The 26,343-nt window shown below is 59.0% G+C and carries 27 protein-coding genes and 1 tRNA gene; 11 read left to right on the top strand and 17 right to left on the bottom strand.

The annotated features are described in order from the left end of the window. Window positions 1–11: 11 nt before the first annotated feature. The 3 genes from ACFC20_RS10720 to gloB all read right to left on the bottom strand — a co-directional run bounded on the left by ACFC20_RS10720 (window position 12) and on the right by gloB (window position 4,474). Entirely contained in the window at window positions 12–1,835 is a 1,824-nt protein-coding gene (locus ACFC20_RS10720) for an extracellular solute-binding protein (RefSeq protein WP_375193003.1), read from the bottom strand. A 12-nt stretch (window positions 1,836–1,847) separates the two neighbouring features. Continuing rightward, the gene (locus tag ACFC20_RS10725; RefSeq protein WP_375193004.1) at window positions 1,848–3,557 is read right to left on the bottom strand and encodes a LysM peptidoglycan-binding domain-containing protein; all 1,710 of its coding nucleotides are present in this window, start codon (window positions 3,555–3,557) and stop codon (window positions 1,848–1,850) included. Between the two features lie 122 nt (window positions 3,558–3,679). Continuing rightward, window positions 3,680–4,474: a hydroxyacylglutathione hydrolase gene (gene gloB, locus ACFC20_RS10730; protein WP_375193005.1), complete on the bottom strand. Its 795-nt coding sequence runs from the start codon at window positions 4,472–4,474 to the stop codon at window positions 3,680–3,682. Window positions 4,475–4,569: 95 nt separating this feature from the next. Here gloB and ACFC20_RS10735 point away from each other — a divergent pair, with 95 nt between their 5' ends. From ACFC20_RS10735 to ACFC20_RS10755, 5 genes are all read left to right on the top strand, one after another. Then, window positions 4,570–5,364 (top strand): class I SAM-dependent methyltransferase, encoded by a 795-nt coding sequence (locus tag ACFC20_RS10735; RefSeq protein ID WP_375193006.1) that lies wholly within the window; start codon window positions 4,570–4,572, stop codon window positions 5,362–5,364. 29 nt (window positions 5,365–5,393) lie between these two features. After that, a complete protein-coding gene (rnhA, locus tag ACFC20_RS10740; RefSeq protein ID WP_375193007.1) occupies window positions 5,394–5,837 on the top strand; it encodes a ribonuclease HI in 444 nt (147 codons plus the stop codon). 36 nt (window positions 5,838–5,873) lie between these two features. Then, window positions 5,874–6,584: a DNA polymerase III subunit epsilon gene (gene dnaQ, locus ACFC20_RS10745; protein ID WP_375193008.1), complete on the top strand. Its 711-nt coding sequence runs from the start codon at window positions 5,874–5,876 to the stop codon at window positions 6,582–6,584. Between the two features lie 214 nt (window positions 6,585–6,798). Then, a complete protein-coding gene (locus tag ACFC20_RS10750; RefSeq protein WP_375193009.1) occupies window positions 6,799–8,505 on the top strand; it encodes a chemotaxis protein in 1,707 nt (568 codons plus the stop codon). 3 nt (window positions 8,506–8,508) lie between these two features. Next, the gene (locus ACFC20_RS10755; RefSeq protein ID WP_375193010.1) at window positions 8,509–9,156 is read left to right on the top strand and encodes a multidrug transporter; all 648 of its coding nucleotides are present in this window, start codon (window positions 8,509–8,511) and stop codon (window positions 9,154–9,156) included. A 112-nt stretch (window positions 9,157–9,268) separates the two neighbouring features. On the opposite strand, the gene ACFC20_RS10760 is transcribed toward ACFC20_RS10755, so the two are convergent. Continuing rightward, window positions 9,269–9,583, bottom strand: coding sequence for an SCP2 sterol-binding domain-containing protein (locus ACFC20_RS10760; RefSeq protein WP_091985448.1), 315 nt, complete (start codon window positions 9,581–9,583; stop codon window positions 9,269–9,271). A gap of 231 nt (window positions 9,584–9,814) precedes the next feature. Here ACFC20_RS10760 and sohB point away from each other — a divergent pair, with 231 nt between their 5' ends. Together sohB and ACFC20_RS10770 are read left to right on the top strand one after the other, a co-directional pair. After that, window positions 9,815–10,876, top strand: a complete 1,062-nt coding sequence (sohB, locus tag ACFC20_RS10765) for a protease SohB (RefSeq protein ID WP_375193011.1) — start codon at window positions 9,815–9,817, stop codon at window positions 10,874–10,876. Window positions 10,877–10,899: 23 nt separating this feature from the next. Beyond that, the gene (locus tag ACFC20_RS10770) at window positions 10,900–11,898 is read left to right on the top strand and encodes a YhdH/YhfP family quinone oxidoreductase (RefSeq protein ID WP_375193012.1); all 999 of its coding nucleotides are present in this window, start codon (window positions 10,900–10,902) and stop codon (window positions 11,896–11,898) included. Window positions 11,899–11,971: 73 nt separating this feature from the next. Here the strand turns inward: ACFC20_RS10770 and ACFC20_RS10775 are convergent, their stop codons facing one another. The 4 genes from ACFC20_RS10775 to metH all read right to left on the bottom strand — a co-directional run bounded on the left by ACFC20_RS10775 (window position 11,972) and on the right by metH (window position 18,427). Beyond that, complete coding sequence (locus tag ACFC20_RS10775; protein WP_375193013.1) at window positions 11,972–12,478, bottom strand: DUF934 domain-containing protein; 507 nt, start codon at window positions 12,476–12,478, stop codon at window positions 11,972–11,974. Beyond that, complete coding sequence (locus ACFC20_RS10780; RefSeq protein WP_375193014.1) at window positions 12,471–14,123, bottom strand: nitrite/sulfite reductase; 1,653 nt, start codon at window positions 14,121–14,123, stop codon at window positions 12,471–12,473. The genes ACFC20_RS10775 and ACFC20_RS10780 overlap by 8 nt, the downstream gene beginning before the upstream one ends. A 331-nt stretch (window positions 14,124–14,454) precedes the next feature. Beyond that, window positions 14,455–14,691, bottom strand: a complete 237-nt coding sequence (locus ACFC20_RS10785; RefSeq protein ID WP_375193015.1) for a DUF2970 domain-containing protein — start codon at window positions 14,689–14,691, stop codon at window positions 14,455–14,457. Window positions 14,692–14,728: 37 nt separating this feature from the next. Then, window positions 14,729–18,427, bottom strand: coding sequence for a methionine synthase (gene metH, locus ACFC20_RS10790; protein ID WP_375193016.1), 3,699 nt, complete (start codon window positions 18,425–18,427; stop codon window positions 14,729–14,731). A gap of 243 nt (window positions 18,428–18,670) precedes the next feature. On the opposite strand from metH, the gene nfuA reads away from it, so the two are divergent. The 3 genes from nfuA (at window position 18,671) to ACFC20_RS10805 (ending at window position 21,115) form a co-directional block, all read left to right on the top strand. Then, window positions 18,671–19,258: a Fe-S biogenesis protein NfuA gene (nfuA, locus tag ACFC20_RS10795; RefSeq protein WP_375193017.1), complete on the top strand. Its 588-nt coding sequence runs from the start codon at window positions 18,671–18,673 to the stop codon at window positions 19,256–19,258. Between the two features lie 238 nt (window positions 19,259–19,496). Then, on the top strand, window positions 19,497–20,690 hold the full coding sequence (locus ACFC20_RS10800; RefSeq protein WP_375193018.1) for a DUF445 domain-containing protein: 1,194 nt from the start codon (window positions 19,497–19,499) through the stop codon (window positions 20,688–20,690). Between the two features lie 56 nt (window positions 20,691–20,746). Next, window positions 20,747–21,115, top strand: coding sequence for a hypothetical protein (locus ACFC20_RS10805; RefSeq protein ID WP_375193019.1), 369 nt, complete (start codon window positions 20,747–20,749; stop codon window positions 21,113–21,115). On the opposite strand, the gene ACFC20_RS10810 is transcribed toward ACFC20_RS10805, so the two are convergent. The 5 genes from ACFC20_RS10810 to ACFC20_RS10830 all read right to left on the bottom strand — a co-directional run bounded on the left by ACFC20_RS10810 (window position 21,099) and on the right by ACFC20_RS10830 (window position 23,296). Then, window positions 21,099–21,425 (bottom strand): TusE/DsrC/DsvC family sulfur relay protein, encoded by a 327-nt coding sequence (locus ACFC20_RS10810; RefSeq protein WP_375193020.1) that lies wholly within the window; start codon window positions 21,423–21,425, stop codon window positions 21,099–21,101. The genes ACFC20_RS10805 and ACFC20_RS10810 overlap by 17 nt on opposite strands. 5 nt (window positions 21,426–21,430) lie before the next feature. Further along, on the bottom strand, window positions 21,431–21,712 hold the full coding sequence (tusB, locus tag ACFC20_RS10815) for a sulfurtransferase complex subunit TusB (RefSeq protein ID WP_375193021.1): 282 nt from the start codon (window positions 21,710–21,712) through the stop codon (window positions 21,431–21,433). Window positions 21,713–21,715: 3 nt separating this feature from the next. Next, the gene (locus tag ACFC20_RS10820) at window positions 21,716–22,066 is read right to left on the bottom strand and encodes a DsrE family protein (protein ID WP_375193022.1); all 351 of its coding nucleotides are present in this window, start codon (window positions 22,064–22,066) and stop codon (window positions 21,716–21,718) included. A 2-nt stretch (window positions 22,067–22,068) separates the two neighbouring features. Beyond that, entirely contained in the window at window positions 22,069–22,485 is a 417-nt protein-coding gene (tusD, locus tag ACFC20_RS10825; protein ID WP_375193023.1) for a sulfurtransferase complex subunit TusD, read from the bottom strand. A gap of 112 nt (window positions 22,486–22,597) precedes the next feature. Beyond that, window positions 22,598–23,296, bottom strand: coding sequence for a Bax inhibitor-1/YccA family protein (locus ACFC20_RS10830; protein WP_375193024.1), 699 nt, complete (start codon window positions 23,294–23,296; stop codon window positions 22,598–22,600). A gap of 209 nt (window positions 23,297–23,505) precedes the next feature. Between ACFC20_RS10830 and ACFC20_RS10835 the strand changes: the two genes are divergently transcribed. Further along, a tRNA-Ser gene (locus ACFC20_RS10835) sits at window positions 23,506–23,596 on the top strand. An 83-nt stretch (window positions 23,597–23,679) separates the two neighbouring features. Here ACFC20_RS10835 and hemH read toward each other — a convergent pair. The 4 genes from hemH to ACFC20_RS10855 form a co-directional block, all read right to left on the bottom strand. After that, window positions 23,680–24,789: a ferrochelatase gene (hemH, locus tag ACFC20_RS10840; RefSeq protein ID WP_375193025.1), complete on the bottom strand. Its 1,110-nt coding sequence runs from the start codon at window positions 24,787–24,789 to the stop codon at window positions 23,680–23,682. 35 nt (window positions 24,790–24,824) lie between these two features. After that, window positions 24,825–25,256 carry a TIGR01244 family sulfur transferase gene (locus ACFC20_RS10845; protein WP_375193026.1) on the bottom strand — a complete coding sequence of 144 codons (432 nt, stop codon included), beginning with the start codon at window positions 25,254–25,256 and terminating at the stop codon, window positions 24,825–24,827. A gap of 98 nt (window positions 25,257–25,354) precedes the next feature. Beyond that, window positions 25,355–25,780 carry a DUF6691 family protein gene (locus ACFC20_RS10850; protein ID WP_375193027.1) on the bottom strand — a complete coding sequence of 142 codons (426 nt, stop codon included), beginning with the start codon at window positions 25,778–25,780 and terminating at the stop codon, window positions 25,355–25,357. A 4-nt stretch (window positions 25,781–25,784) separates the two neighbouring features. Beyond that, window positions 25,785–26,222 (bottom strand): YeeE/YedE family protein, encoded by a 438-nt coding sequence (locus ACFC20_RS10855; protein ID WP_375193028.1) that lies wholly within the window; start codon window positions 26,220–26,222, stop codon window positions 25,785–25,787. Window positions 26,223–26,343: the final 121 nt, after the last annotated feature.

Raw genomic sequence — 26,343 nt, forward strand, 5'->3', positions numbered from 1 at the left:
CGGCGCTTTCCTCAGGGCCTGGCCCACCAGTTGTCGAGGTCTATCCCGTTCTTCGGGGTGGTGGCTGGTCTCTGAAGGTGGTTCCAGTAGGCAACCCGGTCTTTGGTGAGGTGCCAGTGTGGAACCACGTAGTGCCCGTGCAGCAGTACGCGGTCGAGTGCCCGAACCCGATGCACCAGTTCTTCGCGGTTCGGGGCCTGAATGACCATGCTCACCAGTTCGTCGACCACCGGGTCGCTCACGCCGGCGTAGTTGCGCGAGCCTTTGGTGTTCACGTTGGATGAATGCCAGTAGTCCCGTTGCTCGTTCCCCGGGGAGTCTGACTGCCCGAACACCTGGGTAATCATGTCGTAGTCGAATTCACGCAGGCGCTGGATATACTGGTTGCTGTCCACCAGCCTGACGGTCACGTCGATACCCAGGCGTTCAAGATTCTTCTTGAAGGGAAGCACCACACGCTCGAAGCTCTTCTGGAAAAGCAGGATTTCAAACGCCAGGGGCTTGCCGGTCTCGGCGTTCATCATCTTGCCGTTGCGGATCTCGTAACCAGCTTCATTGAGCAGGTCCAGTGCAGTTTTGAGGTTCTGGCGGAGCCCCTGTTGTCCTTCCGTGGTGGGAGGCTGGTATTCCTCATTAAAGACGTCTTCGCTCAACCGATCACGGAACGGCTCAAGAATTTCCAGCTCGCGCCCCTGGGGCAGACCGGAGGAGGCCAGCTCACTGTTCTCGAAATAACTGTCGGTTCGGGTGTACTGCCCGAAGAACAGGTTCTTGTTGGCCCACTGAAAATCAAACGCATAAGCCAGGGCCTCTCTCACCAGTGGGTCAGAGAACACGGGCCGGCGCGTGTTGAACACAAAGCCCTGCATGCCGGCGGGGCGATGGTGTTCAATGGCTTCCTTGACGATGGTGCCGTTGTTGAACCGCTCACCGGTGTAGGCGGTTGCCCAGTTCTTGGCAGAGGACTCAAGCCGGAAGTCAAAACTGCCCGCCTTGAACGCTTCCAGGGCGACGGTGTCGTCGGTGTAATAGTCATAGACAATGCGATCGAAATTAAACCGCCCGGTGCGAACGCCGAGATCTTTGGCCCAGTAGTCTTTGACCCGCTCATAGCTGACACTGCGGCCGGCCTCGAATTCGCCGATACGGTAGGGGCCGCTGCCCAGGGGGCGTTCCAGACCGTTGTCGCCGAAGTCACGATCGGCCCAGTAGTGGGCGGGAAGGATGGGCATCTGGCCAAGAATCAGCGGCAGTTCACGGTTGTTCGTTTCACCAAAATCAAACCGGATGCGACGTGGGCCCTCAACGGTTACCTTGCTGACGTCCGCATAGTAGTTGCGGAAGAACGGGTGGCCTTTGGTGGTCAGTGTCTCGAAGGAGAACTTGACGTCTTCGGCGGTGATGGGCTTGCCGTCGTGAAACTTCGCCTGCTCACGCAGGTTGAAAACCACGTAACTGCGGTCCTCCGGGGTTTCGATGGATTCTGCAATCAGGCCGTAGGCGGAGAAAGGCTCGTCGTCTGAGGACGCCAACAGAGTGTCGTACAGGTAACTGCTGATGCCTGCGGCGGCAACGCCCCGGATGTCGAACGGATTGAACGAATCAAATCCGTTGGCCACGACCGCGAGCTTCAGGGTGCCGCCTTTGGGAGCTTCCGGGTTGACGTAATCGAAATGGCTGAAGCCCTCGGGGTACTTGGTCTCACCGTGCATTGCCAGACCGTGCGAGGGTGTGACTTCCTGTGCCAGGGATCCAGCCGAGAACAGCGGCGCCGCAACCAGCGCCATTACGGAACAGAGGGACGTAAGGAATGAGGTTGTTCGAGTTGTTGTCATGGGGCTCGCACGTCAGGGGCTGTTTCGAATGTCCACGTAGAGTACCAGACTTTGGCCGGGTTGCAGATAACGCGCGGTGTTGAGGTCGTTCCAGCTTGCAATGTCACGCACATTCACCGAAAAACGACTGGCAATGCGTGCCAGCGAATCGCCTTTACGTACCCGATAGCCCACCTTCCGTACCATGGCGTCGCCGCGTCGGCTGTTGGCTGCCACCACGGTCGGTTGACTGGTTTTCGACCAGATCACCAGTTCCTTGCCAGGAATCAGCGGGTCACCCGGGGCCATTCCGTTCCAGGCCGCCAGTTCCCGAACAGAAACCCGGTGCTCCCGGGCAATATCCCAGAAGGTGTCGCCCCGACGCACGGTATAGCGCACCTTGTTGCCATCGCGCTCCCGGGATTGCTTCCGTTCCAGGCGCTGGGCGGCACTGAGGGCATAGGCATCACTGTTTTTGGAGGCCGAAGGAATCATCAGACGCTGTCCGATCCGGATCAGGTCACTGTTCAGGTTATTGACCTGCTGCAGCACGGACGGCGTGGTGGAAAACTTGCGGGAGATGGTATTGAGGCTGTCGCCTGATTTCACCACGTAGTTGCGCCAGGACACCCGCTGGGCGACCGGCAGTTTGTCCAGGGCGGCGCGAAACGCCTCGGCACTCGCCACCGGGACCAGCAGGCGGTGCGGACCGTCCGGAGACGTGGCCCAACGGTTATAGGACGGGTTAAGCAGATAGATTTCATCAATGTCCACGCCCGCCATTTCGGCAGCCTGGGCGAGGTCGAGCTGGGAGCCGGTATCGACAACTTCGAAGTAGGGCTCGTCTTTCAGCGAGGGCAATTCGATGCCGTAGGCCGTGGGATCGTCGAAGATCTTGGCCAGGGCGATCAGCTTGGGCACGTAGTGACGGGTTTCCCGGGGAAGCTCCAGCGACCAGAAATCGGTCGGCCGGTTGCTTTTATTGTTGCGTCTGATGGCGCTGGAAACCGTGCCGCCGCCACTGTTGTAGGCAGCCAGGGCCAGCGTGTGGTCTCCGTCAAAACGATCTGCCAGCCGTTCGAGGTAGGTCAGGGCCGCGTCGGTTGCCGCAATTACGTCCCGGCGCTCGTCGTGCCACCAGCTCTGGGTAAGTCCGAAGTACTTGCCGGTAGAAGGAATGAACTGCCAGAGACCTGCAGCCCGGCCATGGGAGTACGCGAAGGGGTCAAAGGCGCTCTCCACCACGGGCAAAAGCGCGTATTCAGCCGGAAGGCCGCGTTTTTCGGTTTCGTTCAGTATGTGATGAAGGTAGCGGCTGCCGCGTTCCACCACGCGTTCGATGTATTTGGGGTGGCTCGCGTACCAGTTCAGTTGGTCCCGTACCCGTTCATTGTCCACGCTGTGATCAAGGACAAAACCCGCTCTCATGCGGTCCCAGAGATCCGCCCGGGCAACGGTTTCCGGTTCCGGCTCGGTCACCGGGTTGTCGAGTTTGTCCCTGGCCTCCTGAGCGGCCTTTTTCAGTTCCGGTGCAATGGCATCGTCCAACGGGCCATCCTGGGTTTCGGCGTTGTCATCACCGGCAGCGACTGCCTGCTTCAGGCCTTCATCGCCGGCGGCTACGGCCAGTTGCTCGGTATCAAGCGGGTTGTCCAAATCTTCTCCGCTCTGGTTTAGCAAACTGCTGCACCCGGTGATCAGGGCCCCTGTGAGGAAAAAAAACGACAAGCGTCTGAGCGACATATCAAGACATCCGGAAACGGTTCAAAAAAAAGGCTTTTGATTCTATTGGAGCCTGTCAAAAAGGGTCAAGAATCCTCTCGTTACGGCTCTGAGAGGATTTGTTAAGTACGTAGGGCACGGCGTCAGAAGTGGTCCTTGCCGTGACGGATCGCCGCAAAGATTGCATTTTCCGAATCAGCGGGCAGGCCATGGCTGGCGCAATAGCCCCGGGCAGCATCCACAACGGGCGGATCATCCCAGCGCAGGAACGGGTTCAGGCGTTTTTCATCGGCCAGCACCGAGGGCACGGTTGGCTTGCCTGCCTCCCGGGCCTTCTTGCAGAGGTCCTCGAACTCCCGGAGGCCGTCGTCCTCCGGCAGCCAGCTGCGGGCAAAACGCAGGTTGGCAAGGGTATACTCGTGGGCGCAGTAAACCGCTGTCCTGTCGGGCAGGGCGCGCAGGGTTTGCAGCGACTGGCGCATCTGTTCCGGCGAGCCCTCGAACAGCCGCCCGCAGCCGCACACAAACAGGGTGTCGCCGCAGAACAGCACAGGGCGCCCTTCGACCTCAACATCCGTGAAGTAGGCAATGTGGTCAAGGGTATGGCCAGGCACGCCGAGTACCTGGAAGGTAATCTCCTCCCAGATCACCTCGTCGCCCGGGTGCAGGGTGTTGGTTGCGCCCTTGAACGGAGAGTCAGCCGGGCCGCTGACACGGCAGTCGGGAAAGGCGGAAACCAGCGACTGAACGCCGCCCACATGATCCGGGTGGTGATGGGTGACCAGAATGGTATCGAGCGTGAGATTGTTTTCAGACAGGTAGTCCAGTACTGGCTGGGCCTGGCCGGGATCGACAATCAGGGCCTTGCCGCTGGCCGAATTCGACAGGCACCAGATGTAGTTGTCGCTAAACGCTGGTATCGCAGTAATTGTCAGCATAGGGCCCCACATGTGCTTGGAAAGTGTGACTGTTATGATAGAGCAATACCTTCGAGGCCCCAACCACAGGTCCGGATCCCGGGAGCGTCCAAACAGTGAGTGAATCCCAGGCTTTCGCCTATGCCAGTAGACATGAAAGTTTTGAACGATGGTTCCAGACGCCGCTTGGGCGAGCTTTGCTGGCGGACCAGAGGCGGTTCGTAGACGCCCAGCTCCAGAGCCTGACCGGCGCGCGGCAGCTGCAGGTGGGGGTGAGTCATCGACTACCGCTGGCCACGGGGACGGACTTCTCCCAGAAGATCATGACCACACCTCGATGGACGCCGCAGATTCCGGATGGCGTGACGGTTTGCGATGCGGATGAACTCGCTTTTCCGGGCGATTCCATGGACCTCGTGTTGCTGCACCACACCGCAGATTTCTCGCCCTACCCGCATCAGGTTCTGCGCGAGGCAGCCCGGGTCTTGCGAGGCGAAGGGACCATTGTGCTGATCGGTTTCAACCCGCTCAGCTTCTGGGGTGCCCGAAAACTGATTACACGGAGTGAGGAAGGCCCATGGGGTGGGCGCTTCCTGTTCCGGGGACGCATGGAAGACTGGCTTAATCTGCTGGGTTTCAATGTCGAGGCGTCGGTTACGCGTTTCTGTCGCTGGCCCCTGCAGCGCAGTGGTCGCAAGCCTCGTTCGCGAATGGACCGCTGGATTTCGGGAAATCGGTTCCTGCCAGTGGGCGCCTATTACTGTATCCTTGCCAAAAAACGCGTACACGCACGGTTGCCGAGGCGCCCGGTGTGGCGCAAGAGCAAGGTTATCGCGTTACCGGGCACAGGTACCGTCGGAGCGTCCCGCGGCTGCAGCCGGGAAGAGCTACCCGCCCGCCTGGCCGAGTAACGGATGGTATTAACAGAACAGGAGTAGCAATGGCCGGCAAGGTAACGCTTTACACCGATGGTGCCTGCAAGGGCAATCCGGGCCCGGGCGGATGGGGCGTAGTGCTTCGTTACGGAGACGCCTGGAAAACGCTGCATGGCGGCGAGGCGAATACCACTAACAACCGCATGGAGCTGATGGCGGCCATTCGGGGGCTCGGTGCCCTGAAGCGCCCCTGTGAGGTGGAGCTTTACACCGATTCCCAGTACGTGCGAAAGGGCATTACCGAATGGCTGGCCGGATGGAAGCGTAACGGCTGGAAAACCTCGGCCAAAAAGCCGGTCAAGAACGAAGACCTCTGGCGCGAGCTGGACGCTGCCGTGGCCAGGCATCAGATCAACTGGCACTGGGTGAAGGGCCATTCGGGTATTCCCGACAATGAACTGGCCGACGAGCTTGCCAACCGGGGCGTTGACGAGCTTACCAACGCCTGACATCTTCCCGCACACATAGACAATCGGACGCAGGCCATGAGACAGATCGTACTCGATACCGAAACCACCGGCATTGATCCGGCCGAAGGCCACAGGATCATCGAGATTGGTTGTGTTGAGCTGATGGAACGTCAGCTCACTGGTCGCAACTACCACGTATACATCAATCCCGATCGTGAGGTGGAAGCCGAGGCCATTACGGTGCACGGCATCACTAACGAATTCCTGGCCGACAAGCCGCGCTTTGCCGAGATTGCCGATGAGTTCTTCGAGTTCATCAAGGGTGCGGAACTTGTCATCCACAACGCAGCCTTTGACGTGGGCTTCATGGACGCGGAGTTTGCCCGCCTGAAGCCCGTCCGGAAGACAGCCGATCACTGCGGCATTGTGGATTCCCTGGCCATCGCACGGGCCCGCCACCCGGGCCAGAAGAACAGCCTTGATGCCCTGTGCAAACGCTACGGCGTTGATAACAGCAACCGGGAGCTGCACGGCGCACTTCTGGACGCCGAGATACTCGCTGATGTCTATCTGCTGCTGACCGGCGGTCAGACCGCGTTGTCCCTGGACGCCGGGTCTGACAGTGGGGGAGGGGCCGGTGGCATTCGCCGGCTCTCCGGCGATCGATCGCCCCTTGCGGTGTTGCGGGCATCGGAAGAGGAAAGTGCCGCTCACGAGGAGTTCATGGCCGTGCTGGAGAAACAGGCCGGCGAGTCAGTGTGGCGTAAACTCGAGAACGCGGAATGAGAACTGGTTTGGCCTGTACCAAATGTTACATTCCGCCTTTCTTGAGCTACTTGAGTTTTATGTTATAAGTAATGATAAGTTCGCCAGTTTTTTGCGAACGCTTTGGCCGGACGAGGGTGCCCGGCCCAGAACAATAAGGCCGGGTCCGTGTTTACCGGGCCGTTGTCCACCAAAGAGGATGCGGTAGTCTCCGCAAAGCTAACGGGAAGCGTGTATGGTTCAGTCGTCTCTCGCGACGAAATCGCAGTCGTTTGACCTGGTCAAAAGTGAAATCGAGCAGACCATCAAGCAGGCAGAATCCAGCCTTGAACGCTTCCAGGAGAACCGCGAACGGGGAGAGGATCTCCAGAACTGCGTGGACTTCATCAATCAGCTCCGGGGCATCTTCATTCTGGTGGAGCTGCGCGGCGGCACGCTGCTTTGTCAGGAAGCGGTCACCATGGCCAACGATGTCCCCGTTGGCGCGAACGATGACAAGAATATCCTGCTTACCACCCTCAACAGCGCGCTCTTCATCCTCCGTCGATACGTCGAGTATTACCACCAGCAACGGCAGGACCATCCGGAACTTCTGCTGCCAGTCATCAACGACCTGCGCGAGGCACGTCGCGAAAAGCCGTATCCCGAGTCCTGCTTCTTTGATGTCGATGTAAAAGAGCGTCCGGATTTTTGCGGTGGTCTGGCACTTGAGCCCTTCGATGGTAACGAGGCGGATTACGAAATCATGGCCAGGCGCATGCGCCTGACGTTCCAGGTGGCGCTGCTTGGCATCCTGCGCGAGCGCAACGACGCGGTGAACAAGAAGCTGATCGGGCGTGCTGCCCGTGGCCTGGCCCGTCTTTGCCAGGGCGCTCCCATGGGCCAGATGTGGTGCCTCGTGAGCATCGTCGCGGACACCATGCTTGACCGTGCCATGCTGTTCACCAAGGCCCGCAAGCGCATGTTCATGCGCATCGAGAAATACGCCCGGGAAGTGGTCTACGTGGGTAAGGTTGCCACCGCCAAGGACGCGCCGGACTCGTTGATCCGGGATCTGGTTTATCTGTTGTATCGCAGCGGTTCGGCCAACCCGGAAGTCACCTCCGTCCTGTCGGCCTACAAACTGGCGCCCGCTGATTTTCCGGATGCCATGCTCGAGGCCCACGCGCGCCGTCTCTATGGCCCTGGCAGCGATGTTCTCAAATCCCTCTCGGACGCATTGCAGGACGAGTTGAACCAGCTGAAGGACAAGCTCGATATCATCGAAAGGGGAATCGAGCCTGACCTTGCCGAGCTGTCCTCCATCGCGGACGCCCTGGAGCGCCTGGCCAACACCCTGGTGATGCTTGATCTGCACAAGCTGGCGGGCATTTCCCGGGAAGAGGCCGTCAGGCTGCGTGGATGGGAAGAGGAAAAGCGACTCCCGGGCGATGAGGAGCTCTATCGTCTGGCTGATTCTGTGCTGGGCATCGAAGATGCCATCATGCAGATCGTAACCCGCGGGATCACCTCCGAGACCGATGCCCTTGCCGGTAGCGATCGCAAACAGGAAGAGTCGGTCTACCTGAGGGAAGCCTTGTACGTTGTTGCCGACGAGGCCCGCAGCGCGCTGACACTGGCCAAGCGTGCGATCACCGCCTTTATCGAATCGGACTACGACAAACTCCACCTTGCGAATCTGCCCGCGACGCTGCACAGCATCTGGGGTGGGCTACAGATGGTGAACGATCCCGAGGCCGCCAGTGTCCTCGAGCGCGTGGCTTCCTCCATTCAGGAGCGCCTGCTTGATGCCAAGGAATCGCCGGCCGCCCAGGTTCTGGAAGCGCTGGCTGACGCCCTGACCTCCCTGGAGTATTACATCGAGAGCATTGGCAAGCGCGAAGACCGCAACCGGGATCTGCTCAAACTGGCCGAATCGTCGCTGGACGACGTGGGTTTGTAAGTCATGTCTCACGACCTCGCCACCATGGTAATTGGCGCCCTCGGCGCGGTACTGGTGATCGCAGGTCTGCTGTTTTTCCTTCGCCCGCGCTGGCTCCTCGGATGGCTCAAGGGCATGGCGGTATTCGGCGTTATTGTCCTTGGTCTCTACGCACTCGCGATCGCCGTCAACCTGTCCGCGTATCAGTCCCTCGAGGGAATGAAAACCGTAGCGACCATTTCCACGAGTCAGGAGGGCGAGCAAATCTGGCGGGTGACGCTGGAAACAGCGGATGGCACTCCAACCGTGCGAACCCTTCGGGGTGATCAGTGGCAGATTGATGCCAGAATCATCCGCTTTGCGGGGCCGATTCGCTGGCTTGGTGTTGCTCCGGGGTACCGGCTAGAGCGTCTCGGAGGTCGGTATACCTCTCTTGAACAGGAGCGTTCCGCGCCCCGTACGGTCATCGGGCTGTCCGACGCCACCTGGCCGGATCTCTGGGAACTGGACCGGCAATTCAACCTGCCGTTTGTAGAGGGGGTGTATGGCAACGCCACCTTCATGCCAATGCGCGACGGGGCCATGTTCGATGTGCGCCTGTCAGCTTCCGGGCTGGTTGCAGTGCCGGTCAATGAGCAGGCTCGCGCGGCGGTTCAGCTCTGGGACCAGTAGTGCTGGAAATACGGCCCGTTCGTTGCCCATTGGATTCTGTCCCGATAAATCTTCAGACATAAAAAAACCTGCGCGAAAGCGCAGGTTTTCCGGATGTCCGTTGAGGCGGCCATCAGCCCATCTTGAACAGTTCACCCAGCTTGGTTGCCAGCATCATGTCACCTTCGGCGCGCAGTTGGCCCGCCATGAATGCCTGCATACCATCGGTTTCGCCTGAAACGATGCCCTGAAGGGTTTCGGAGCTCATGATCAGGGTAACGGAAGGATCGTCATGGGCGCCTTCGTGCAGCTTGCAGGTGCCGTCGTTGATGACCAGGTGATAGGTTTTGTCGTCCTCGATGTCGAACTGGAATACCAGGTCCAGGCCTTGCGCTGCGTCTGCGTTGAAATTCTGTTCGAGCTGTTCAAATACCTGAGCTACAGACATGGTTTTACCCTTTTGATGGTTGTCTATTCATGATCACGACGGCTGGGTGTCCCCGGAGGCCTGAGCCTGAGGGGTTCCCGGGCAGAGCCGACCTCGCAATCCGACTTTATGGTGAGTGGTCGGTCCTGTCAAGGTCGATCGAACGCTTGTTTTAATTTTTTTGCTCTTCTTATCACCGTAATTTCGGTAAGTTACACTTTACCCTTCAGCACACACAGATGGAGAAACACCTTGGAGTTCCTCACAGAATACGGTTTGTTCTTGGCCAAGATCGTCACCTTCGTGATTACGGCCGTGGTGGTGATCTCGGTGGTTGTATCGGCCGCCCAGAAGGATCGTGGCGATCAGGACGGCGAGGGCGAACTCAAGATCCGGAAACTGAATGAGAAATACCGGAAATTGCGGGAGGCCATTGAAGCCAGGCTGATGTCTGATCAGCAACGCAAGGTGTTCGAGAAGGCCCGCAAGAAGAAGGATAAGCTGGAGAAGAAGGCGAGCAAAAAGAAAAAAGAAGAGTCAGACGAGGACTCAAGCCGTGGGCGCGTCTTTGTGCTCGACTTCGATGGCGATATCAAGGCCAGCGATACCGACCCTCTGCGTCGGGCGATTACCGCCGTGCTCAGCGTTGCCGATCCGGAAAGGGACGAAGTGGTGATCCGTCTGGAAAGTGGCGGTGGACTCGTACACTCCTATGGTCTGGCGGCCGCACAGCTGGACCGCATTCGTAGCAAGGGTGTTCGGCTGACCGCCTGTGTCGACAAGGTTGCGGCCAGCGGTGGCTACATGATGGCCTGCGTGGCCGACCGGATTGTCGCGTCCCCGTTCGCCATCCTCGGTTCCATCGGCGTGGTCGCCCAGCTGCCGAATTTCCACCGGTTTCTTAAAAAGAACGACGTCGATTTCGAGGTGCTCACTGCAGGGGAGCACAAGCGCACCCTCACCATCTTTGGGGAGAATACCGACAAAGGCCGCCAGAAGTTCCTGGAGGACCTTGAGGACACCCACGGGCTGTTCAAGGAGTACGTCAGCGAACGTCGGCCAGACCTCGACATCGCGGCGGTGGCCAATGGCGACATCTGGTTCGGCAAACGGGCGCTGGATGTAAAACTGATCGATGAGATCAAGACATCCGACGAATATCTGATTGAAGCCTGCGACCGGGCAGACGTAGTCTCGGTGAGTTACCAGCGCAAGCGTAGCCTTCCGGAAAAGCTCGGGCTGGCCACCAGTGTGGCGCTCGAACACACCGTCTGGAAAGTTCTGGGCGTCTTCCGGAACCAGAAATTCCAGTAGTCCAACGACAACGGGGAAGCACAATGACAACCAACACCGAATTCAAAGCCTGGCGGGTGGAAGAACAGAATGGCGAGTACGTCGGCAGTGAACAGACCCTGAGTACAGCCGATCTTCCAGAGGGGGAGGTTCTGGTTCGGGTCAGCCATTCCTCATTAAACTACAAGGATGCCCTGTCGGCATCCGGTAACAAGGGTGTAACCCGCAACTTTCCTCACACCCCCGGTATTGATGCCGCGGGAGAGGTGGTCGAATCCGCCACCGGCAATCCGGCCCCGGGTACGCCCGTTATCGTTACCGGCTACGATCTGGGTATGAATACCGCCGGCGGCTTTGGCGAATACATCCGGGTTCCTGCCGCCTGGTGCGTACCCATGCCGTCCGGCTGGGATTCACGAACCGCCATGATCTACGGTACTGCCGGCCTGACAGCTGGTTTGTGCGTGCAAAAGCTCCTGACCATGGGCGCAAAGCCGGAACAAGGCAGGGTTGCGGTGACCGGTGCGTCCGGTGCGGTTGGTACCGTGGCGGTGGAGTTGCTGGCAAAACTGGGCTTCGACGTTGTTGCCATCAGTGGCAAGGCCGACCACGCTGATGACCTCAAAGGCCTGGGGGCGAAGGAAGTGCTTGGTCGCGACACGCTGGCCGAGGAGAAGAAACCCCTGGTAAAACCGGCCTTCGCCAATGCCGTGGATACCGTGGGCGGTGGTCCGCTGGCCGAACTGCTCAAACAGATCCAGCCGGGAGGATCGGTGTCCTGCTGTGGCCTCGTGGCTGGCCCGGGTCTTCAAACGACCGTGCTGCCGTTCATTCTGCGTGGGGTAAACCTGCTGGGCGTTGATTCAGTGGAAATTCCACTTGCGGAAAAAGAGGCAGTCTGGAAAAAATTCGCGGGTGAGTGGGCGTGCCCTAAAACTCAAGCTTCAGCCCGGGATATTGGTCGAAAAGACCTGGATGAGGCACTGAAAGCATTTCTGAAAGGTGAATCTTCCGGGAAGATTGTGCTTGATCACGGGAAGTAATCGGGCACAGCAACAGCTCGTGAAATAAAAAAGGGGCGTTTTACGCCCCTTTTCTCGTTCCGTTCAACCGGACTCAGGAAGCCCTTCGCCGAAACAGCGGAATGTCGGTATCCGTCGCTGCCTGGTAGCCCTGACTAAAGAAGTTCAGGCAACGCTGAGCCTTGGTAATGTCCTTGTCGGGGCGCAGCACATAGGCGTCAAAGCCGCAGCGCTTCATGAACTGGAGCTGGTCCAGCAGGACATCCCCGATGGCCCTCAGCTCATTCACATAGCCGAAGCGCTCGCGCAGCAGACGCCCAATGCTGTAACCGCGCCCATCGCTGAACTTCGGGAAATTCACCGCAATCACCGGCAGCTCATTAACGCGACCTTCCAGGATCTCCGGCTCGTCATGGCTGTCAAACCACACGCCGATGTCCTGTCGACCTGTGAAATGCTCGTAGCCGGCCAGCCAGAGATCCGCGGGAATCAGCGCAGGCTGAGCGGAGGGAATATCCAGGGATTCGCCCTCGGCGGGGCGTGGTACCACCACCCAGTTGTCCTGGCGGATGGTGCCATCCGAAGCGATAACGTTAGGCATAAACCCGCTCCTTGAAAGGATCAATTCCAACGCGCCGGTACGTGTCGAGGAAGGTTTCCTCTTCGGTGCGCTTGTCGACATACACATCAATGATCTTGGCAATGACCTCGGGCATTTCTTCCCGGGCAAACGAGGGCCCGAGGATCTTCCCGATGGCAGCATCGTGGTGGGAGGAGCCGCCCAGGCTGATCTGGTAGAACTCCTCACCTTTCTTGTCCACGCCAAGCACACCGATGTTGCCCACATGGTGGTGGCCACAGGCATTCATGCAGCCGGAAATGTTCAGGTCGATGTTGCCCAGGTCGTAGAGGTAATCCAGGTCGTCGAACTTGCGCTGGATGGCCTCGGCCACCGGAATGGACTTGGCGTTGGCCAGGGCGCAGTAGTCGCCACCGGGGCAGCAGATCACGTCAGTCAGGGTGTTCAGGTTGGCGGTACCGAAACCCATGGGGGTGATGGCCTGCCAGAGCTCCAGCAGACGATCCTGGCGCACATCCGCCAGCACCACGTTCTGCTGGTGCGTTACCCGCACCTCACCAAAGCTGTAGTCATCCGCCAGATCGGCAATCTGCTCGAGCTGACGATCGGTCACATCGCCCGGAGGTGTACCGGTTTTCTTCATGGTCAGCGTGACAATGGCATACCCAGGCTTTTTGTGGGTGTCCACGTTGTGGGCAAGCCACTGGTCGAACTCGCGATTCTCAAAACGCTGCTTTGCCAGAAGATCGGTGGCATTCGCCAGGTCCGCATAGTCAGGCTCGGTAAAGTAGGCCTGGATACGCTCAATGGCTTCCCGGGTAAGGCGGCTAGGGGAATCCTTGATGTGCTGCCACTCGGCCTCCACCTTTTCAGCAAAGCCCTCGGGGGTCAGCGCTTTCACCAGAATCTTGATCCGCGCCTTGAACTTGTTGTCGCGGCGACCGTAGCGGTTGTAGACGCGCAGTACCGCTTCCAGATACGTGAGCAGATCCAGCTCCGGCAGGAACTCGCGGATGACCGGCCCTACCATCGGCGTACGGCCAAGACCGCCGCCCACGTGAACACGGAAGCCCAGCTCGCCGGCGTCGTTGCGCACCATCTGCAGGCCGATGTCGTGAACCTGGATAGCGGCCCGATCCGTGTGCTCGGACGCATTTACCGCGACTTTGAACTTACGGGGCAGGAATGCGAATTCCGGATGGAACGTCGACCACTGGCGGATAATCTCGCAATAGGGCCGGGGATCGGCAATCTCATCGGACTGCACCCCGGAAAACTGGTCGGTTGTGGTGTTGCGAATGCAGTTACCGCTGGTCTGGTTGGCGTGCATTTCCACTTCCGCCAGTTCCGCCAGGATATCGGGCACATCTTCCAGCGCCGGCCAGTTCAACTGGACGTTCTGGCGGGTGGTGAAGTGGGCGTAGCCCTTGTCGTAGTCCCGGGTAATGCGGGCAAGCCTGCGCAGCTGGTCAGAGCGCAACATGCCGTAGGGAACACAGATCCGGAGCATGGGAGCCAGACGCTGAACGTACAGGCCGTTCTGCAGACGAAGGGGAAGAAACTCATCTTCGGCAAGCTCGCCAGCCAGAGCTCGTTCGGTCTGGTCACGGAACTGTGCAACCCTCTCGGCAGCCATTTGCCGATCGTGTTCATCGTATACGTACATAGTGGGGAAATCCTGATTTAACGCGTCATATTCAGGCTGGTGCCTTATATCTGCCGGGAAGGATAACAGCGGCTTTTTATTCTTAAAATGATTATTTCAAAATATAGTTATCGATTCAGGCGATAAGCAGGCGGAACAATGGACTGGACGAATATCAATTAACTGCTTAACTTGAAGGTAACGGAAGGCCTTCCAGAGAACAAACTCGGAAAGAGGAAACTGATATGAACAAATCAACTCGCCCGGACAGCCAGGTAGATGCGGTTGCCGCGATTCTGCTGGTTATGCTCGTCGTTGCATTTGCCGTGGTGTGGGTGTCCGGCCAGTAGGGTCACTGACTGGCTAGCACCAGTTTCACGATGACGATCAGGCCCACCACAAAGCCCGCCGTAAACAGTATGCCCGCGATGATGTAGGGCCACGGGCTGTGGCTTGAGAAGTCTTCCTCCCGGCGCTTATCGGACTGCACCCCGAAAGCGCCGGCCAGAATGCTCTGCATTACCTTCAGAACCCCCGGCCCCCGACGTTTCGCATTGCGCTGTTTGTCTGTTCCGGTGGATTCTGACATAACCCGTTCCTCTTTCTGGTTTCCCGATGTAACCCTTCTATTCAGCGGGATCGTAAGCAAGGCTGGGAGCCAGCCAGCGCTCGGCGTCGGCCTTTGAGACGCCCTTGCGTTCAGCATAGTCCTCAACCTGGTCTGCGCCAATCTTGCCCACGGCGAAATACTTGGAGTCCGGGTGGGCGAAATACCAGCCCGATACGGCGGCGGCCGGGAACATGGCGAAATGCTCTGTCAGCTCGATACCGGCATTCTCGGTAGCCTGCAGGAGACTGAACAGGGTTGCTTTCTCGGTGTGGTCCGGGCAGGCCGGGTAGCCTGGCGCAGGACGGATACCGCGGTACCGCTCCTTGATCAGATCCTCGTTTGCGAGCTGCTCTTCGTTGGCGTAACCCCAGAACTCCTTACGGACCCGCTCGTGCATGCGCTCGGCGAAGGCTTCTGCCAGACGGTCGGCAAGGGCTTTTACCATGATGGCGTTGTAGTCATCGTTGGCGTCCTTGAATTCCACGGAGAACTCTTCAGCGCCAATGCCGGTGGTCACCGCAAAACCGCCGACGTAATCCAGGGTGTCCGTGTCCTCCGGGGCAACAAAGTCCGAGAGCGCCATCATTGGCTTGCCGGGTGCCTTGTCGTCCTGCTGACGCAGGTGGTGCAGGGTGGTGAGTTCCTTGCTCCGGCTTTCGTCGGTATAAAGCACGATGTCGTCCCCACGCCGATTCGCCGGCCAGAAACCGATGACGCCACGGGCAGTGACCCGCTTCTCGTCGATCATCCGCCTCAGGATTTTCTGGGCGTCGTCGAACAGGTTCCGGGCCGCCTCGCCGCGCTTGGGGTCGTCAAAAATAGCCGGGTATTTTCCGGAAATGTCCCAGGACAGGAAAAAGGGCGTCCAGTCGATGTAGTCTACCAGCTCTTCCAGGTCATATTCCTCAAACACCCGAACGCCGGTAAAGGCCGGCTTGGGAGGCTGGTAACCCTCAAAGGCGATCTCCGGCGCACGTTCGCGGGCTTCCTTCAGCGATACCAGCTTGGTGCGCTCGCCCCGGTTCTTGCGCCGTTCCCGTATCTCGTCGTATTCGTTGCGGGCCGCGCTGACAAAGTCGGGCTTGGCGGTCTTGCTGAGTAGCTGCGACGCCACATTCACGCAGCGCGAGGCGTCCGAGACGTACAGGGCAATGTCGTTCTTGTACTGGGGCTCAATCTTGACCGCCGTGTGCGCCTTGGAGGTGGTGGCGCCGCCGATCATCAGCGGGATGTTGAAATCGAGCCGCTGCATTTCACGGGCCACGTGCACCATCTCGTCCAGGGAAGGGGTGATCAGTCCGCTCAGACCGATCAGATCGACATTGTGCTCTTTAGCGGCGTCCAGGATCTTGTCGCAGGGCACCATTACGCCCAGGTCGATTACTTCGTAGTTGTTGCACTGCAGCACCACGCCGACGATGTTCTTGCCGATGTCGTGGACATCGCCCTTCACCGTGGCCATCAGGATCTTGCCCTTGGCCTGCTGGCCTTCGGTTTTCTCGGCCTCAATATAGGGGATCAGATGGGCGACCGCCTGCTTCATGACGCGGGCACTTTTCACCACCTGCGGCAGGAACATCTTGCCGTCGCCGAACAGGTCGCCGACCACGTTCATGCCATCCATCAGAGGCCCTTCGATCACCTCGATCGGGTGGTCTGCATTCTGCCGACACGCCTCGGTATCCTCGATGATGTAGGTGGTGATGCCTTTTACCAGGGCATGCTCGAGACGTTTCTCGACTGGCCACTCACGCCAGGCGAGGTCTTCCTCCTGGGTCTTGCCGCCTTTGCCCTTGTATCGCTCTGCGATCTCCAGCAGGCGGTCAGTGGCATCGCCGCGCCGGTTCAGGACGACGTCTTCCACCAGCTCTTTGAGTTCCGGGTCAATCTCGTCGTAGATCACCAACTGGCCGGGGTTGACGATGCCCATGTTCATGCCGGCCTTGATGGCGTGATACAGGAACACCGAATGAATGGCCTCTCGGACCACGTCGTTGCCACGGAACGAGAAGGACACGTTACTTACGCCGCCGGAGATGGAGGCGTGGGGGAGGTTCTCCCGGATCCAGCGGGTGGCGTTGATAAAGTCCACCGCGTAGTTGTTGTGCTCTTCGATGCCGGTGGCAATGGCGAAGATGTTCGGGTCGAAGATGATGTCGGCTGGATTGAAACCAATGCCCGTGAGCACCTCGTAGGAGCGCTTGCAGATCTCGGTCTTGCGCTCGTAGGTGTCGGCCTGGCCCTTTTCGTCAAACGCCATGACCACAACCGCGGCGCCGTAGCGCATGCAGTCGCGGGCGCGCTTGATGAACTCTTCCTCGCCTTCCTTGAGACTGATGGAGTTGACGACGGCCTTGCCCTGGATGCAGCGCAGGCCGGCCTCGATCACATCCCATTTGGAGGAATCGATCATGATGGGCACTTTGGAGATGTCCGGCTCCGAGGCTACCAGGTTCAGGAAAGTGACCATCACTTCCTTGGACTCCAGCATGCCCTCATCCATGTTGATATCAATGATCTGGGCGCCGTTCTCCACCTGGTCGCGCGCAACGCTCAGGGCCTCTTCGTACTGTTCCTCCTTGATCAGCCGGAGGAAGCGCTTGGAGCCGGTCACGTTGGTGCGCTCACCGACGTTGATGAACAGCACGTTGTCGTCGCCGGTGAATGGCTCAAGGCCAGACAGACGCAGGGCCTTGGGGCGTTCGGGAATTTTCCGGGGCGGATATTTGGCCACGGCTTTTGCGATGGCTTCGATATGGTCCGGTCGTGAACCGCAGCAGCCGCCGATGATGTTCAGGAAGCCGTCCCGGGCAAACCCCTCAATAATCTCGGCCATCTCCTCCGGCGTCTGGTCGTACTCGCCGAATTCATTGGGCAGGCCGGCGTTGGGGTGGGCACTGACGTAGGTTTCTGCCTTGTTCGACAGCTCTTCGACGTAGGGGCGCAGGGCATCGGCGCCCAGGGCGCAGTTCAGGCCCACGGAAATGGGTTTGGCGTGGGCGACGGAGTTCCAGAAGGCTTCGGTGGTCTGGCCAGACAGGGTACGGCCAGAGGCATCGGTAATGGTGCCGGAGATCATGATCGGCAGCTCGGTACCGCTGTCTTCGAAGTACTGCTGGGTGGCGTAGATCGCCGCCTTGGCGTTGAGGGTGTCAAAAATGGTTTCAATCAGGATCAGGTCGCAGCCGCCTTCCACCAGTCCTTCAACCGCCTCGTAATAGTTGTCGACCAGGGTCTGGAAATCGACATTGCGGTAGCCGGGGTTGTTAACGTCCGGTGAGATAGACGCGGTTCGCGACGTGGGCCCGACCGCGCCGGCAACGAACCGTGGTTTGGCCGGATTTCGGGCGGTGTACTCGTCCGCGACCTGCCGGGCCAGCTCTGCCGCCGCCACGTTCAGCTCTTTGGCAATCACCTCAAGCCCGTAATCGGCCTGGGACAGTCGGGTGGAGTTAAAGGTGTTGGTCTCGATAATGTCCGCGCCGGCATCCAGGTAATCCGCGTGAATGATGCGGAGCAGGGCGGGCTGGGTGAGGTTGAGCAGGTCGTTGTTGCCCTGGACCTCCCGGTCATAACCCGCAAACCGATCGCCCCGGAACGCCTGCTCATCCAGCTTCAGGTTCTGGATCATGGTGCCCATACCGCCATCCAGGATCACGATTCTTTCCTGCAGGGCCTTGTGGAGCTGGTTGAGACGGGTGGTACGGTCGGTCATAGGTTTACTTCCGGGTGTCGGTTAAGGCGCTTTATCGAATATCTATCGAAGTCAGAGGCGCGGGATCATAGCAAAAATGCCCAAGCCCGTCTTAGTACGAATGACGATTATCAATTGCTTTCCCGACATGAGCTTTCGTAGGGGAAATTCATTACGCCGGTAAAGCCCGACTATTTTACTTGGTCTTTCATGTTCCCGCGAACTCACTTAAAATGAGGTCAAACTTTCAAATGGGTTGGAAACATGGCACTGGTTACTGTGACTGATTCCGCGAGGGATTACCTCGCACAACTGATCGAAAAGCAGGACGTTGAGGGTATGGGCGTACGTATCTTTGTCACCCAGCCCGGCACCAAGCACGCAGAAACCTGTCTGGCTTACTGTCCGCCCAACGAGGTGGTACCGACTGACGAACAGTTGGATCTCGAGAAGTTCACGCTGTACCTGGATCACAACTCGGTGCCGTTCCTGGAGGAAGCCTACGTGGATTACTCCAAGGATCAGATGGGCGGCCAGCTGACCATCAAGGCCCCGAACGCCAAGGTGCCGAAGATCGACGATGATGCACCGCTACCGGATCGCGTTAACTACGTGCTGGCGTCCGAGATCAATCCCAACCTGGCCGCGCACGGCGGCGATGTGTCCCTGGTGGAAATCGTTGATGAGTCGGTTGCGGTTCTGCGATTTGGTGGTGGCTGCCAGGGCTGTTCTGCCGTCAGTCTGACCCTCAAACAGGGCGTCGAGTCCACTCTCAAGGAGCGGGTTCCGGAAATTACCGCGGTACGCGACGTTACCGACCACTCCTACACTGAGAACGCTTACTACCAGTAATCGGTTTCTCTTCGCCGATCGCGCCCGCGGAGGGCGCGATGCCGGCGCCCATCCGCGTTAAAGTTCACGGCTATCTGCCGCAATTCCCGTCTGTTACTGGCTGCACGGCCAATGTTGTGACTTTTCAATTACTTCATCATGCGTCACATAAACAGAAACGGCAGACGGTTACCATGCGGTCTGTCCTGGCTGGCCGTTGAGTGGCCGAACCGATTTCATTCTCAGACCGGGGTCAAACTTGTTCGACGCTGCACTTCTTTCCGTGCCCATCATGGCGGCCGTGGTCGGTTGGCTCACCAACTGGCTGGCCATCCAGATGTCGTTCTATCCGGTCCAGTTCGTTGGCGTTGGATTGATCGGCTGGCAGGGCGTTATTCCCCGCAAGGCCGAGAAAATGGCCCACATCTGCATCGATCGCACGCTGCAGCAGTTCGGGGATCTGAATGCGGTTTACCGGCAGCTTGAGCCCCAGCGCATCGTTGAGCAGGTTATTTCCCAGGTAACCCCAAGGATGGACGAGTACATTGATGAAGTGATGTACGAGATCCAGCCGGTGCTGTGGGACAACCTGCCGCTCTTCGTCCGGAACCGCATCTACCAGTGGGCACGGGAGCAGCTACCCTCCCGTGTCGAGGAACTGGTGGAGGATTTCGGAGATGACCTGAACGAACTCGTCGACCTCAAGGCTCTGCTCAGCCGGGAGCTGGAGCGGCATCCGGATATCATGAACCGGATTTTCAAGCAGGCGGGTGCCGTAGAGCTGCAATCGGTCATCCGCCGCGGTGCGGTGATCGGCGGCCTTCTCGGGGCATTGCTGGTGCCGCTGTGGACCCGTTTTCCCGAACCGTGGTTGTTGCCGGTGGGTGGTTTTGTCGTGGGCTTCGTCACCAACTGGATTGCTATCAACCTGATTTTCGCTCCGCTCAAACCGCGCCGTATTCTGTTCTGGAAACTCCAGGGCCTTTTCCTGCGCCGGCAGTCGGAGATCAGCGATATCTGGGCGAAGCTGGTTGCCGAAGAGCTGATTACCGTCGAGAAAGTCGCCGATGCCATGATTAACGGCAAGCACGGCGATCGCACCAGGGCGATCATCCAGAAGCATCTCAGGCCTCTGCTCGACAATTCCGTGGTGATGAAGCTAACGGCCCAGGTAACTGTGGGTATGACGGGCTACACCGAGCTGAAAAAGGTGATGAACCAGAAGGCCGTGCTGGCTACCCGAGACGTGTTCAGCGACCCGGCCTTCAACCGCGAGCGGGCGCCGGTGGTGGCCTCTGTCCTTGCCAGCCAGATGAAGGCCCTCAAGCCTCACGAGTTCCAGGATATCCTTCGCCCGGCGTTCCGTGAGGAGGAGGTCCAGTTGATGGTTGTGGGCGGTATTCTCGGCGCCCTGGCCGGTCTTCTACAGTTCGCATCTCTGTCGGTTCTGTGATCGGTTGTTTCAGAGGTCGCAGTACTGGCTGATTTACACATTGAGGAGGAGGCACTATGTCTTTCTGGACGATGCTGACAATACAGATAGTTGCCACAGCGGGCGTGGTTCTGATGACGCTCTGGGCGTTCTGGCGGCTGGTGGTCAGGCCCTATCTGGACCAGAAGGTGGCGTCTCTGATTGAAGCCGGGCAGGCCATAGAGCCGGCGGTGTCGCGGGGCGTAAAGAAGGGCGTGGCCGAGAGTCTCAGAGAACTGCCAGAAACCGCCTGGGACGGCACCGTGAAGGAATCCACGCGCCAGTTTCTGAAGTTCGGCTCGGGGCTCTTTGAGAACGGACTGAGCAGTTTTCTCGGATCGGCGGCCGACCTTGAGCGGAGCCGGCGCGACGCCCGGACCCCGGGAGAGTCTACAGGCAGTTCGTAGGCCGGGGCAGGCCGGCAATCCGGCAGGCTGTTTTAGCCGGCGTACCCGGGAACAGCTGCATCAGGTAAATACTGTTGCCCCGGTCTTCGCCCAGCGCTTCCTTGACCGCCTTCACGAACAGCCGATTCGATGGCGGTGACATCTCATGCTCTTTGTAAAAATCCCTCAGGAAGTGCAGGATTTCCCAGTGATTTTCGGTCAATGAAAGGCCATCCTCTGAGGCAATGACTTCCGCAACCTGCTCATCCCAGGCGTACGCATCCTCAAGAAAGCCCTCGTTGTTGCGCTGTGGCATCGTTGGGTTCGTCATAGGCCTTACCAGCTGATTACCCGTTTTGCCGCCAGTGATAGCGATACCATGTCGCTGTAATCCACCGTTTTCATCTGTTTGGTGTCCACCCGTAGCCCGCGTGCCTGAATATCCGGCGCCAATGCGAACAGCTGACACGCAGCTGGCGCGCCCTGGGTGGCGAGGAGCAGGGTGCCGTTTTCAATCAGAAGCAGGGCATCGTCCGGGGCCAGTGCCGCCAGGCATTGTGCGGTGCGGGGATGCTCCGGGGCTTTGTTCAGAATGTGCAGGGTTGGATACTCGGCCATGGTTTAACCTGCGAACGCTGTGTGATCGTATTGTCGGTACAGGTCCGGGCCCGGGTCTACGAGGGCGACGCCTGCGATCAACGACGCCTCACTCAGGCCGTAGCGAGCGCAGGCTGAGCGGTCAGCCATGATCGCTTCAATACCGAACACCGGTGCTGCGGCCAGGTTCTTTTCCACGGTTTTCTGGCCGATTTCTGATGCCTGCTGGGCCTTCCGGAGCCAGTTCACGCCAGGCCCGGTGAAGAGCAAGGCCGCCTCCTGGTCAAAGGCCGCCAGTGAAAACGTCATGTCCAGCGCCTCTCGGCCAGCCCAACTGCCGTAGGGTGCCTGGTCGATTACGATCAGCGTGCTCATGGTCAGCTCCCGCCGTGGAAATAGAGTGTGCGCGTGGACTTGATGCGGCCTTCAACCCACTCCCCGAGACCGGCAATCTGGAACGGAGAGAGCAGGTTGTGGGAGGAAAGCTCGTATCTCCGCTGTTCCGACTCATCCACCAGGCCACGACGCAACGCTGAAGCGATACAGGCAATGCCCGGAATTTCCTGCGCCTGCAGGAAGCTCGCCCACTCCCTGGGCCAGTGGGTTTCGTCGGATGGAGGTGTGCTGAGCGCCGAGGCCAGATGCACGCCTTCGCCATACAGAAAAACCCGGTCTATCCGGTGGCCCGCCTCCAGCGCTGCCCGGGCAAAGGCCAGGGCGGTCTGGGGCGCCTGTGACGCGTAAGGCGCACCGGTAATTACCAGGGTGAAGGAGTCGCGATCAGTGGCGGCCATGATTACCGTTCTTTGGGTTCGGGGCGTGGATCAGGGTTCGAGGCTTTCAGTGTACCTAAAGCAAAAGCCCCGGCAACTGCCGGGGCTCGTATGTGAGGCTGATGAGCCTGTCTCAGTCTTCGCCGCTGAAGGCAGAGAGCAGGTGCAGCAGGCTCACAAAGAGGTTGTAGATGGACACGTACAGGCCAACGGTGGCGATAATGTAATTGCGCTCGCCGCCCTTGATGATCTGGCTGGTCTCGAACAGGATCATGATGGAGGCAAAGATTGTAAAGCCTGCGGAAACAGCCAGATGCAGCGCTGAACTCTCCATGATGAAGGCCAGTACCATGGCGCCGATCAGCACGAACGCGCCGGCGGTCAGGAAGCTGGACATGAAGCTGAAGTCTTTCTTGGTGATGATCGCGGTGGCGGACAGACCCACGAAAGCAACAGCGGTGAGGGTCAGCGCCTGAGCGACGATCTGGGAAGCTCCAGCGGCCACGAACGCGCCAATGATCGGCCCAAGGGTGTAGCCCATGAAACCGGTGAGTGCGAAGGTGGTCAGGATGCCCCAGGGGCTATTCTTCAGTTTGTAGGTGGCGAACAGCAGGCCAATGTATCCCACAATGGTGATCAGGAAGCCCGGATGGGTTCCGTTCATGTTCAGGAACGCGGTGAGTGCCGAAAAGGCGAGGGTCATGCCGAGGAGCATGTAGGTGTTACGCAACACCTTCATGGCATCATCGCTGATACCCGCGGTCGCGCGTTCGGTCTGGGGAGTTGAATAGGCTCCCTGAGAGTTCTGAACGCCGAATCGTCTGTCTTCCATTGTCATCTCCGTTTATAACGACTGGATACTGATTCCCATCATAATGTCAGATACGCAACTTTCAATCATTTACGACAGGAAACTTGTTCCCGGATTCCATTAAAAACCGTTAATGTTGAAAAATACGGCGGGTTTTATGCAGAGCGTTGACAGCACAGGCAATTCCGGTATCATGCACACCGCTGTCGCAACGGCAGCAATGGAAAAACGGTGGGCTGGCAGAGTGGCTGAATGCAGCGGTCTTGAAAACCGCCGAGGGTTAGTAGCCCTCCCGGGGTTCGAATCCCTGGCCCACCGCCATTTTTCCTTTCTTCCTCTCCAGATTCCCCGAATTCCCCAAACCCTGTAGTAGATGATGCCCAAAGACGGCGGCCGAACCGGAATCAGAGATCCCGGCCCGGATAGGTCAGGTCTTTCTGCGCATCGGCGCGCTGCTGTCGCGCTGACAGATCTTCCGGTTCGTTAGCAGGCTTCTGCCAGCCCTGCAGGTTTTCCTCAATCAGTTGCACCAGGGCGTCAATGTGTCCGGGTGTGGCATTTAGAGCCGTGATGTAACTGAACGCTTCCCCGCCGGCTTCAATGAAGTATTCCCGATTTTCTTCGTTGATCTCCTCGATCGTTTCCAGGCAGTCCGAGGAAAAACCCGGGCAGAACACGTCGATCGACTTGGTGCCCTGGCCGGGGAGAGCCTTGAGGGTCTCGTCAGTGTAGGGTTTCAGCCACTCTTCCTTGCCAAATCGGGACTGGAAGGTGGTCAGGTAGTCTTCCCGTCCCAGACCAAGGCGTTCGGCCAGCAGCCGCGAGGTCTTGTGGCATTCGCAATGGTAGGGGTCGCCTTTGGTCAGGTATTTCAGCGGCACCCCGTGATAGGAGAATACCAGCTTCTGGTTGCGTCCGTGGTTGGCCCAGTGCGCCTCGATATGACGGGCCATGGCCTCGATGTAAGGAGGGTAGTCAGGGTAGTGAGAGACAAACCTGAAATCCGGCAGCCAGCGACGCTTGCTGAAATCCTTTGCAATGGCATCGAACGTAGAAGCCGAGGTGGACGCCGAATACTGGGGGTAGAGGGGCAGCACCAGCAATTTCCGGACACCTTGCTCCTGCATCTCGTCCAGAACCCGTGGTATGGATGGATTGCCATAGCGCATGGCAAAACCCACCACCACGTCGGGGCCGTACTTGGCCTTGAGGGCTTCCCGGATACCTTCTGCCTGTTTGGCCGTGTGAATGAGCAGCGGCGATCCGTCCGGCTGCCATACGCCGGCATAAGCCTGAGCACTGCGCCTCGGCCTGATGCGCAGAATCACCCCGTGCAGGATCAGCCACCAGAGCGGGCGGGGCAGCTCAACCACCCGTGGGTCCGATAGAAATTCAGCGAGGTACCGACGCAGGGCCGAGGTTGTTGGTGCATCCGGCGTGCCGAGGTTGGTAACCAGCACCCCGAGTCGTTCGGGCTGGTTGTGGCTGAAGTTCTCGGAACCTTTATATCGCATGTGGTTGATCCTGACCGTGGTTAGCTCTTGGGATGTCAGTCCTGCCTGGACGCCTGTTGGGCCATGCGGGGCGCCAGACCAGCGATATCATACCCGGCGCCGCGAGCCTTGGTGAAAATCTCGTTGGCGGGGGTGTGGCGGGCCGCGCTCAGAGCCCACAGAACCGTGCAGCGGGTGCCTGACCGACAAAAGGCCAGTACGGGCTTCTCGGCGTCACGGATCATTGGGGCGAAGCGGTCCACGTCCTGATCGCTGATGTTGCCGGACTCGACCGGCATGTATACCCAGTTGAGGCCATGGTTGCGGGCGGCGGCTTCCAGTTCGGACATCGGCGGCTGGCCGGGTTCCTCATGATCAGGTCGGTTGGCCACCAGGGTTCGGAAGCCGAGGCGCGCGGCCTCTGCCACGTCGTCTACCGAAATCTGGGGAGCTACGGAAATGGTGTCGTCAATTTTTCGGGGATCCATCGGGTGTCCTCGTCTGGTTGGGCCACGGGAATGCAGGCATGATCGCATACCGCGGCCACTGTTTCAGGCTGATGGCGAAGAAAGGTATCAGAAATCGGTCAGGCTTTCGCGCGCTGCCGCTCGATCAGTTCAAACAGCGCCATGCCGGCCACCATGGCAGCCACAAACACCACCGCTTTGGCTTCGCCGGCTCCCAGTGCCACCAGTCCGGGGCCTGGGCAGAATCCGGCGATTCCCCAGCCCACACCGAAGGTGAGTCCACCAACCACCAGGCGCTTGTCGACTTTGGTGCTGGAGGGAAGCTTCATGCTGAAACCGAGGAACGACAGCGTGCGCTGGCGCGCCATGGTAAAGGCAAAGATACCCACCAGAATGGCGCCAGCCATTACCAGGGCAAGGGAAGGATCCCACTGGCCCGCGATATCGAGAAAATCCAGTACCTTTTCGGGGTTGGCCATGCCGGATACCAGAAGGCCGACCCCGAAGATCAGACCGGCGAACAGTGAAGCAAGTGTGTATTTCATGGCATTAGACTCCCAACAGATGGCGGATCACATAAACGGTGACGAAACCGGCACCCATAAAGCTGGCGGTGGCCGCCAGTGACCGCACGGATAATCTAGACAGCCCGCATACACCGTGGCCACTGGTGCAGCCTGAGCCGTAGCGGGTGCCTATGCCCACGAGCAAACCGGCAATGATCACAGCGGGATAGCCCGCCTCAATTCGGATCGGGGGCAGGTCGGCAACGAGGAGCCAGAGCAGGGGGGCACCAACAAGCCCGCCAAGGAAGGCGAGGCGCCAGAGGATATCGTCCTTTGCCGGCGTAAGAAGCCCGCCAAGAATACCGCTGATGCCGGCAATACGGCCATTGAGCAGGATGAAGCTGGCGGCCGCCAGGCCAATCAAAATGCCGCCGCCGAGGGCGGACCAGGGCGTGAAATTGTTCCAGGCAATATCAATCATAGGCAAATCTCCAGAAGCGATTCCTGTCAATTATGGAATAAGCATATATCTGGGGGCAATATTGCCAATCGGGATAGGGGGGAGCCATGAGGCTCCACCCCTCCCACACCACCCGGCATGC

The sequence above is a fragment of the Marinobacter sp. genome, assembly GCF_041984545.1.
In the GTDB taxonomy this organism is placed as follows: Bacteria; Pseudomonadota; Gammaproteobacteria; order Pseudomonadales; family Oleiphilaceae; genus Marinobacter.

Coding starts and splice junctions, on each gene's coding strand:
- ACFC20_RS10720 (WP_375193003.1), bottom strand. CDS start 1,835: ATGACAACAACTCGAACAACCTCATTCCTTACGTCCCTCTGTTCCGTA.
- ACFC20_RS10725 (WP_375193004.1), bottom strand. CDS start 3,557: ATGTCGCTCAGACGCTTGTCGTTTTTTTTCCTCACAGGGGCCCTGATC.
- gloB (WP_375193005.1), bottom strand. CDS start 4,474: ATGCTGACAATTACTGCGATACCAGCGTTTAGCGACAACTACATCTGG.
- rnhA (WP_375193007.1), top strand. CDS start 5,394: ATGGCCGGCAAGGTAACGCTTTACACCGATGGTGCCTGCAAGGGCAAT.
- dnaQ (WP_375193008.1), top strand. CDS start 5,874: ATGAGACAGATCGTACTCGATACCGAAACCACCGGCATTGATCCGGCC.
- ACFC20_RS10750 (WP_375193009.1), top strand. CDS start 6,799: ATGGTTCAGTCGTCTCTCGCGACGAAATCGCAGTCGTTTGACCTGGTC.
- ACFC20_RS10755 (WP_375193010.1), top strand. CDS start 8,509: ATGTCTCACGACCTCGCCACCATGGTAATTGGCGCCCTCGGCGCGGTA.
- ACFC20_RS10760 (WP_091985448.1), bottom strand. CDS start 9,583: ATGTCTGTAGCTCAGGTATTTGAACAGCTCGAACAGAATTTCAACGCA.
- ACFC20_RS10770 (WP_375193012.1), top strand. CDS start 10,900: ATGACAACCAACACCGAATTCAAAGCCTGGCGGGTGGAAGAACAGAAT.
- ACFC20_RS10775 (WP_375193013.1), bottom strand. CDS start 12,478: ATGCCTAACGTTATCGCTTCGGATGGCACCATCCGCCAGGACAACTGG.
- ACFC20_RS10780 (WP_375193014.1), bottom strand. CDS start 14,123: ATGTACGTATACGATGAACACGATCGGCAAATGGCTGCCGAGAGGGTT.
- ACFC20_RS10785 (WP_375193015.1), bottom strand. CDS start 14,691: ATGTCAGAATCCACCGGAACAGACAAACAGCGCAATGCGAAACGTCGG.
- metH (WP_375193016.1), bottom strand. CDS start 18,427: ATGACCGACCGTACCACCCGTCTCAACCAGCTCCACAAGGCCCTGCAG.
- nfuA (WP_375193017.1), top strand. CDS start 18,671: ATGGCACTGGTTACTGTGACTGATTCCGCGAGGGATTACCTCGCACAA.
- ACFC20_RS10805 (WP_375193019.1), top strand. CDS start 20,747: ATGTCTTTCTGGACGATGCTGACAATACAGATAGTTGCCACAGCGGGC.
- ACFC20_RS10810 (WP_375193020.1), bottom strand. CDS start 21,425: ATGACGAACCCAACGATGCCACAGCGCAACAACGAGGGCTTTCTTGAG.
- tusB (WP_375193021.1), bottom strand. CDS start 21,712: ATGGCCGAGTATCCAACCCTGCACATTCTGAACAAAGCCCCGGAGCAT.
- ACFC20_RS10820 (WP_375193022.1), bottom strand. CDS start 22,066: ATGAGCACGCTGATCGTAATCGACCAGGCACCCTACGGCAGTTGGGCT.
- tusD (WP_375193023.1), bottom strand. CDS start 22,485: ATGGCCGCCACTGATCGCGACTCCTTCACCCTGGTAATTACCGGTGCG.
- ACFC20_RS10830 (WP_375193024.1), bottom strand. CDS start 23,296: ATGGAAGACAGACGATTCGGCGTTCAGAACTCTCAGGGAGCCTATTCA.
- hemH (WP_375193025.1), bottom strand. CDS start 24,789: ATGCGATATAAAGGTTCCGAGAACTTCAGCCACAACCAGCCCGAACGA.
- ACFC20_RS10845 (WP_375193026.1), bottom strand. CDS start 25,256: ATGGATCCCCGAAAAATTGACGACACCATTTCCGTAGCTCCCCAGATT.
- ACFC20_RS10850 (WP_375193027.1), bottom strand. CDS start 25,780: ATGAAATACACACTTGCTTCACTGTTCGCCGGTCTGATCTTCGGGGTC.
- ACFC20_RS10855 (WP_375193028.1), bottom strand. CDS start 26,222: ATGATTGATATTGCCTGGAACAATTTCACGCCCTGGTCCGCCCTCGGC.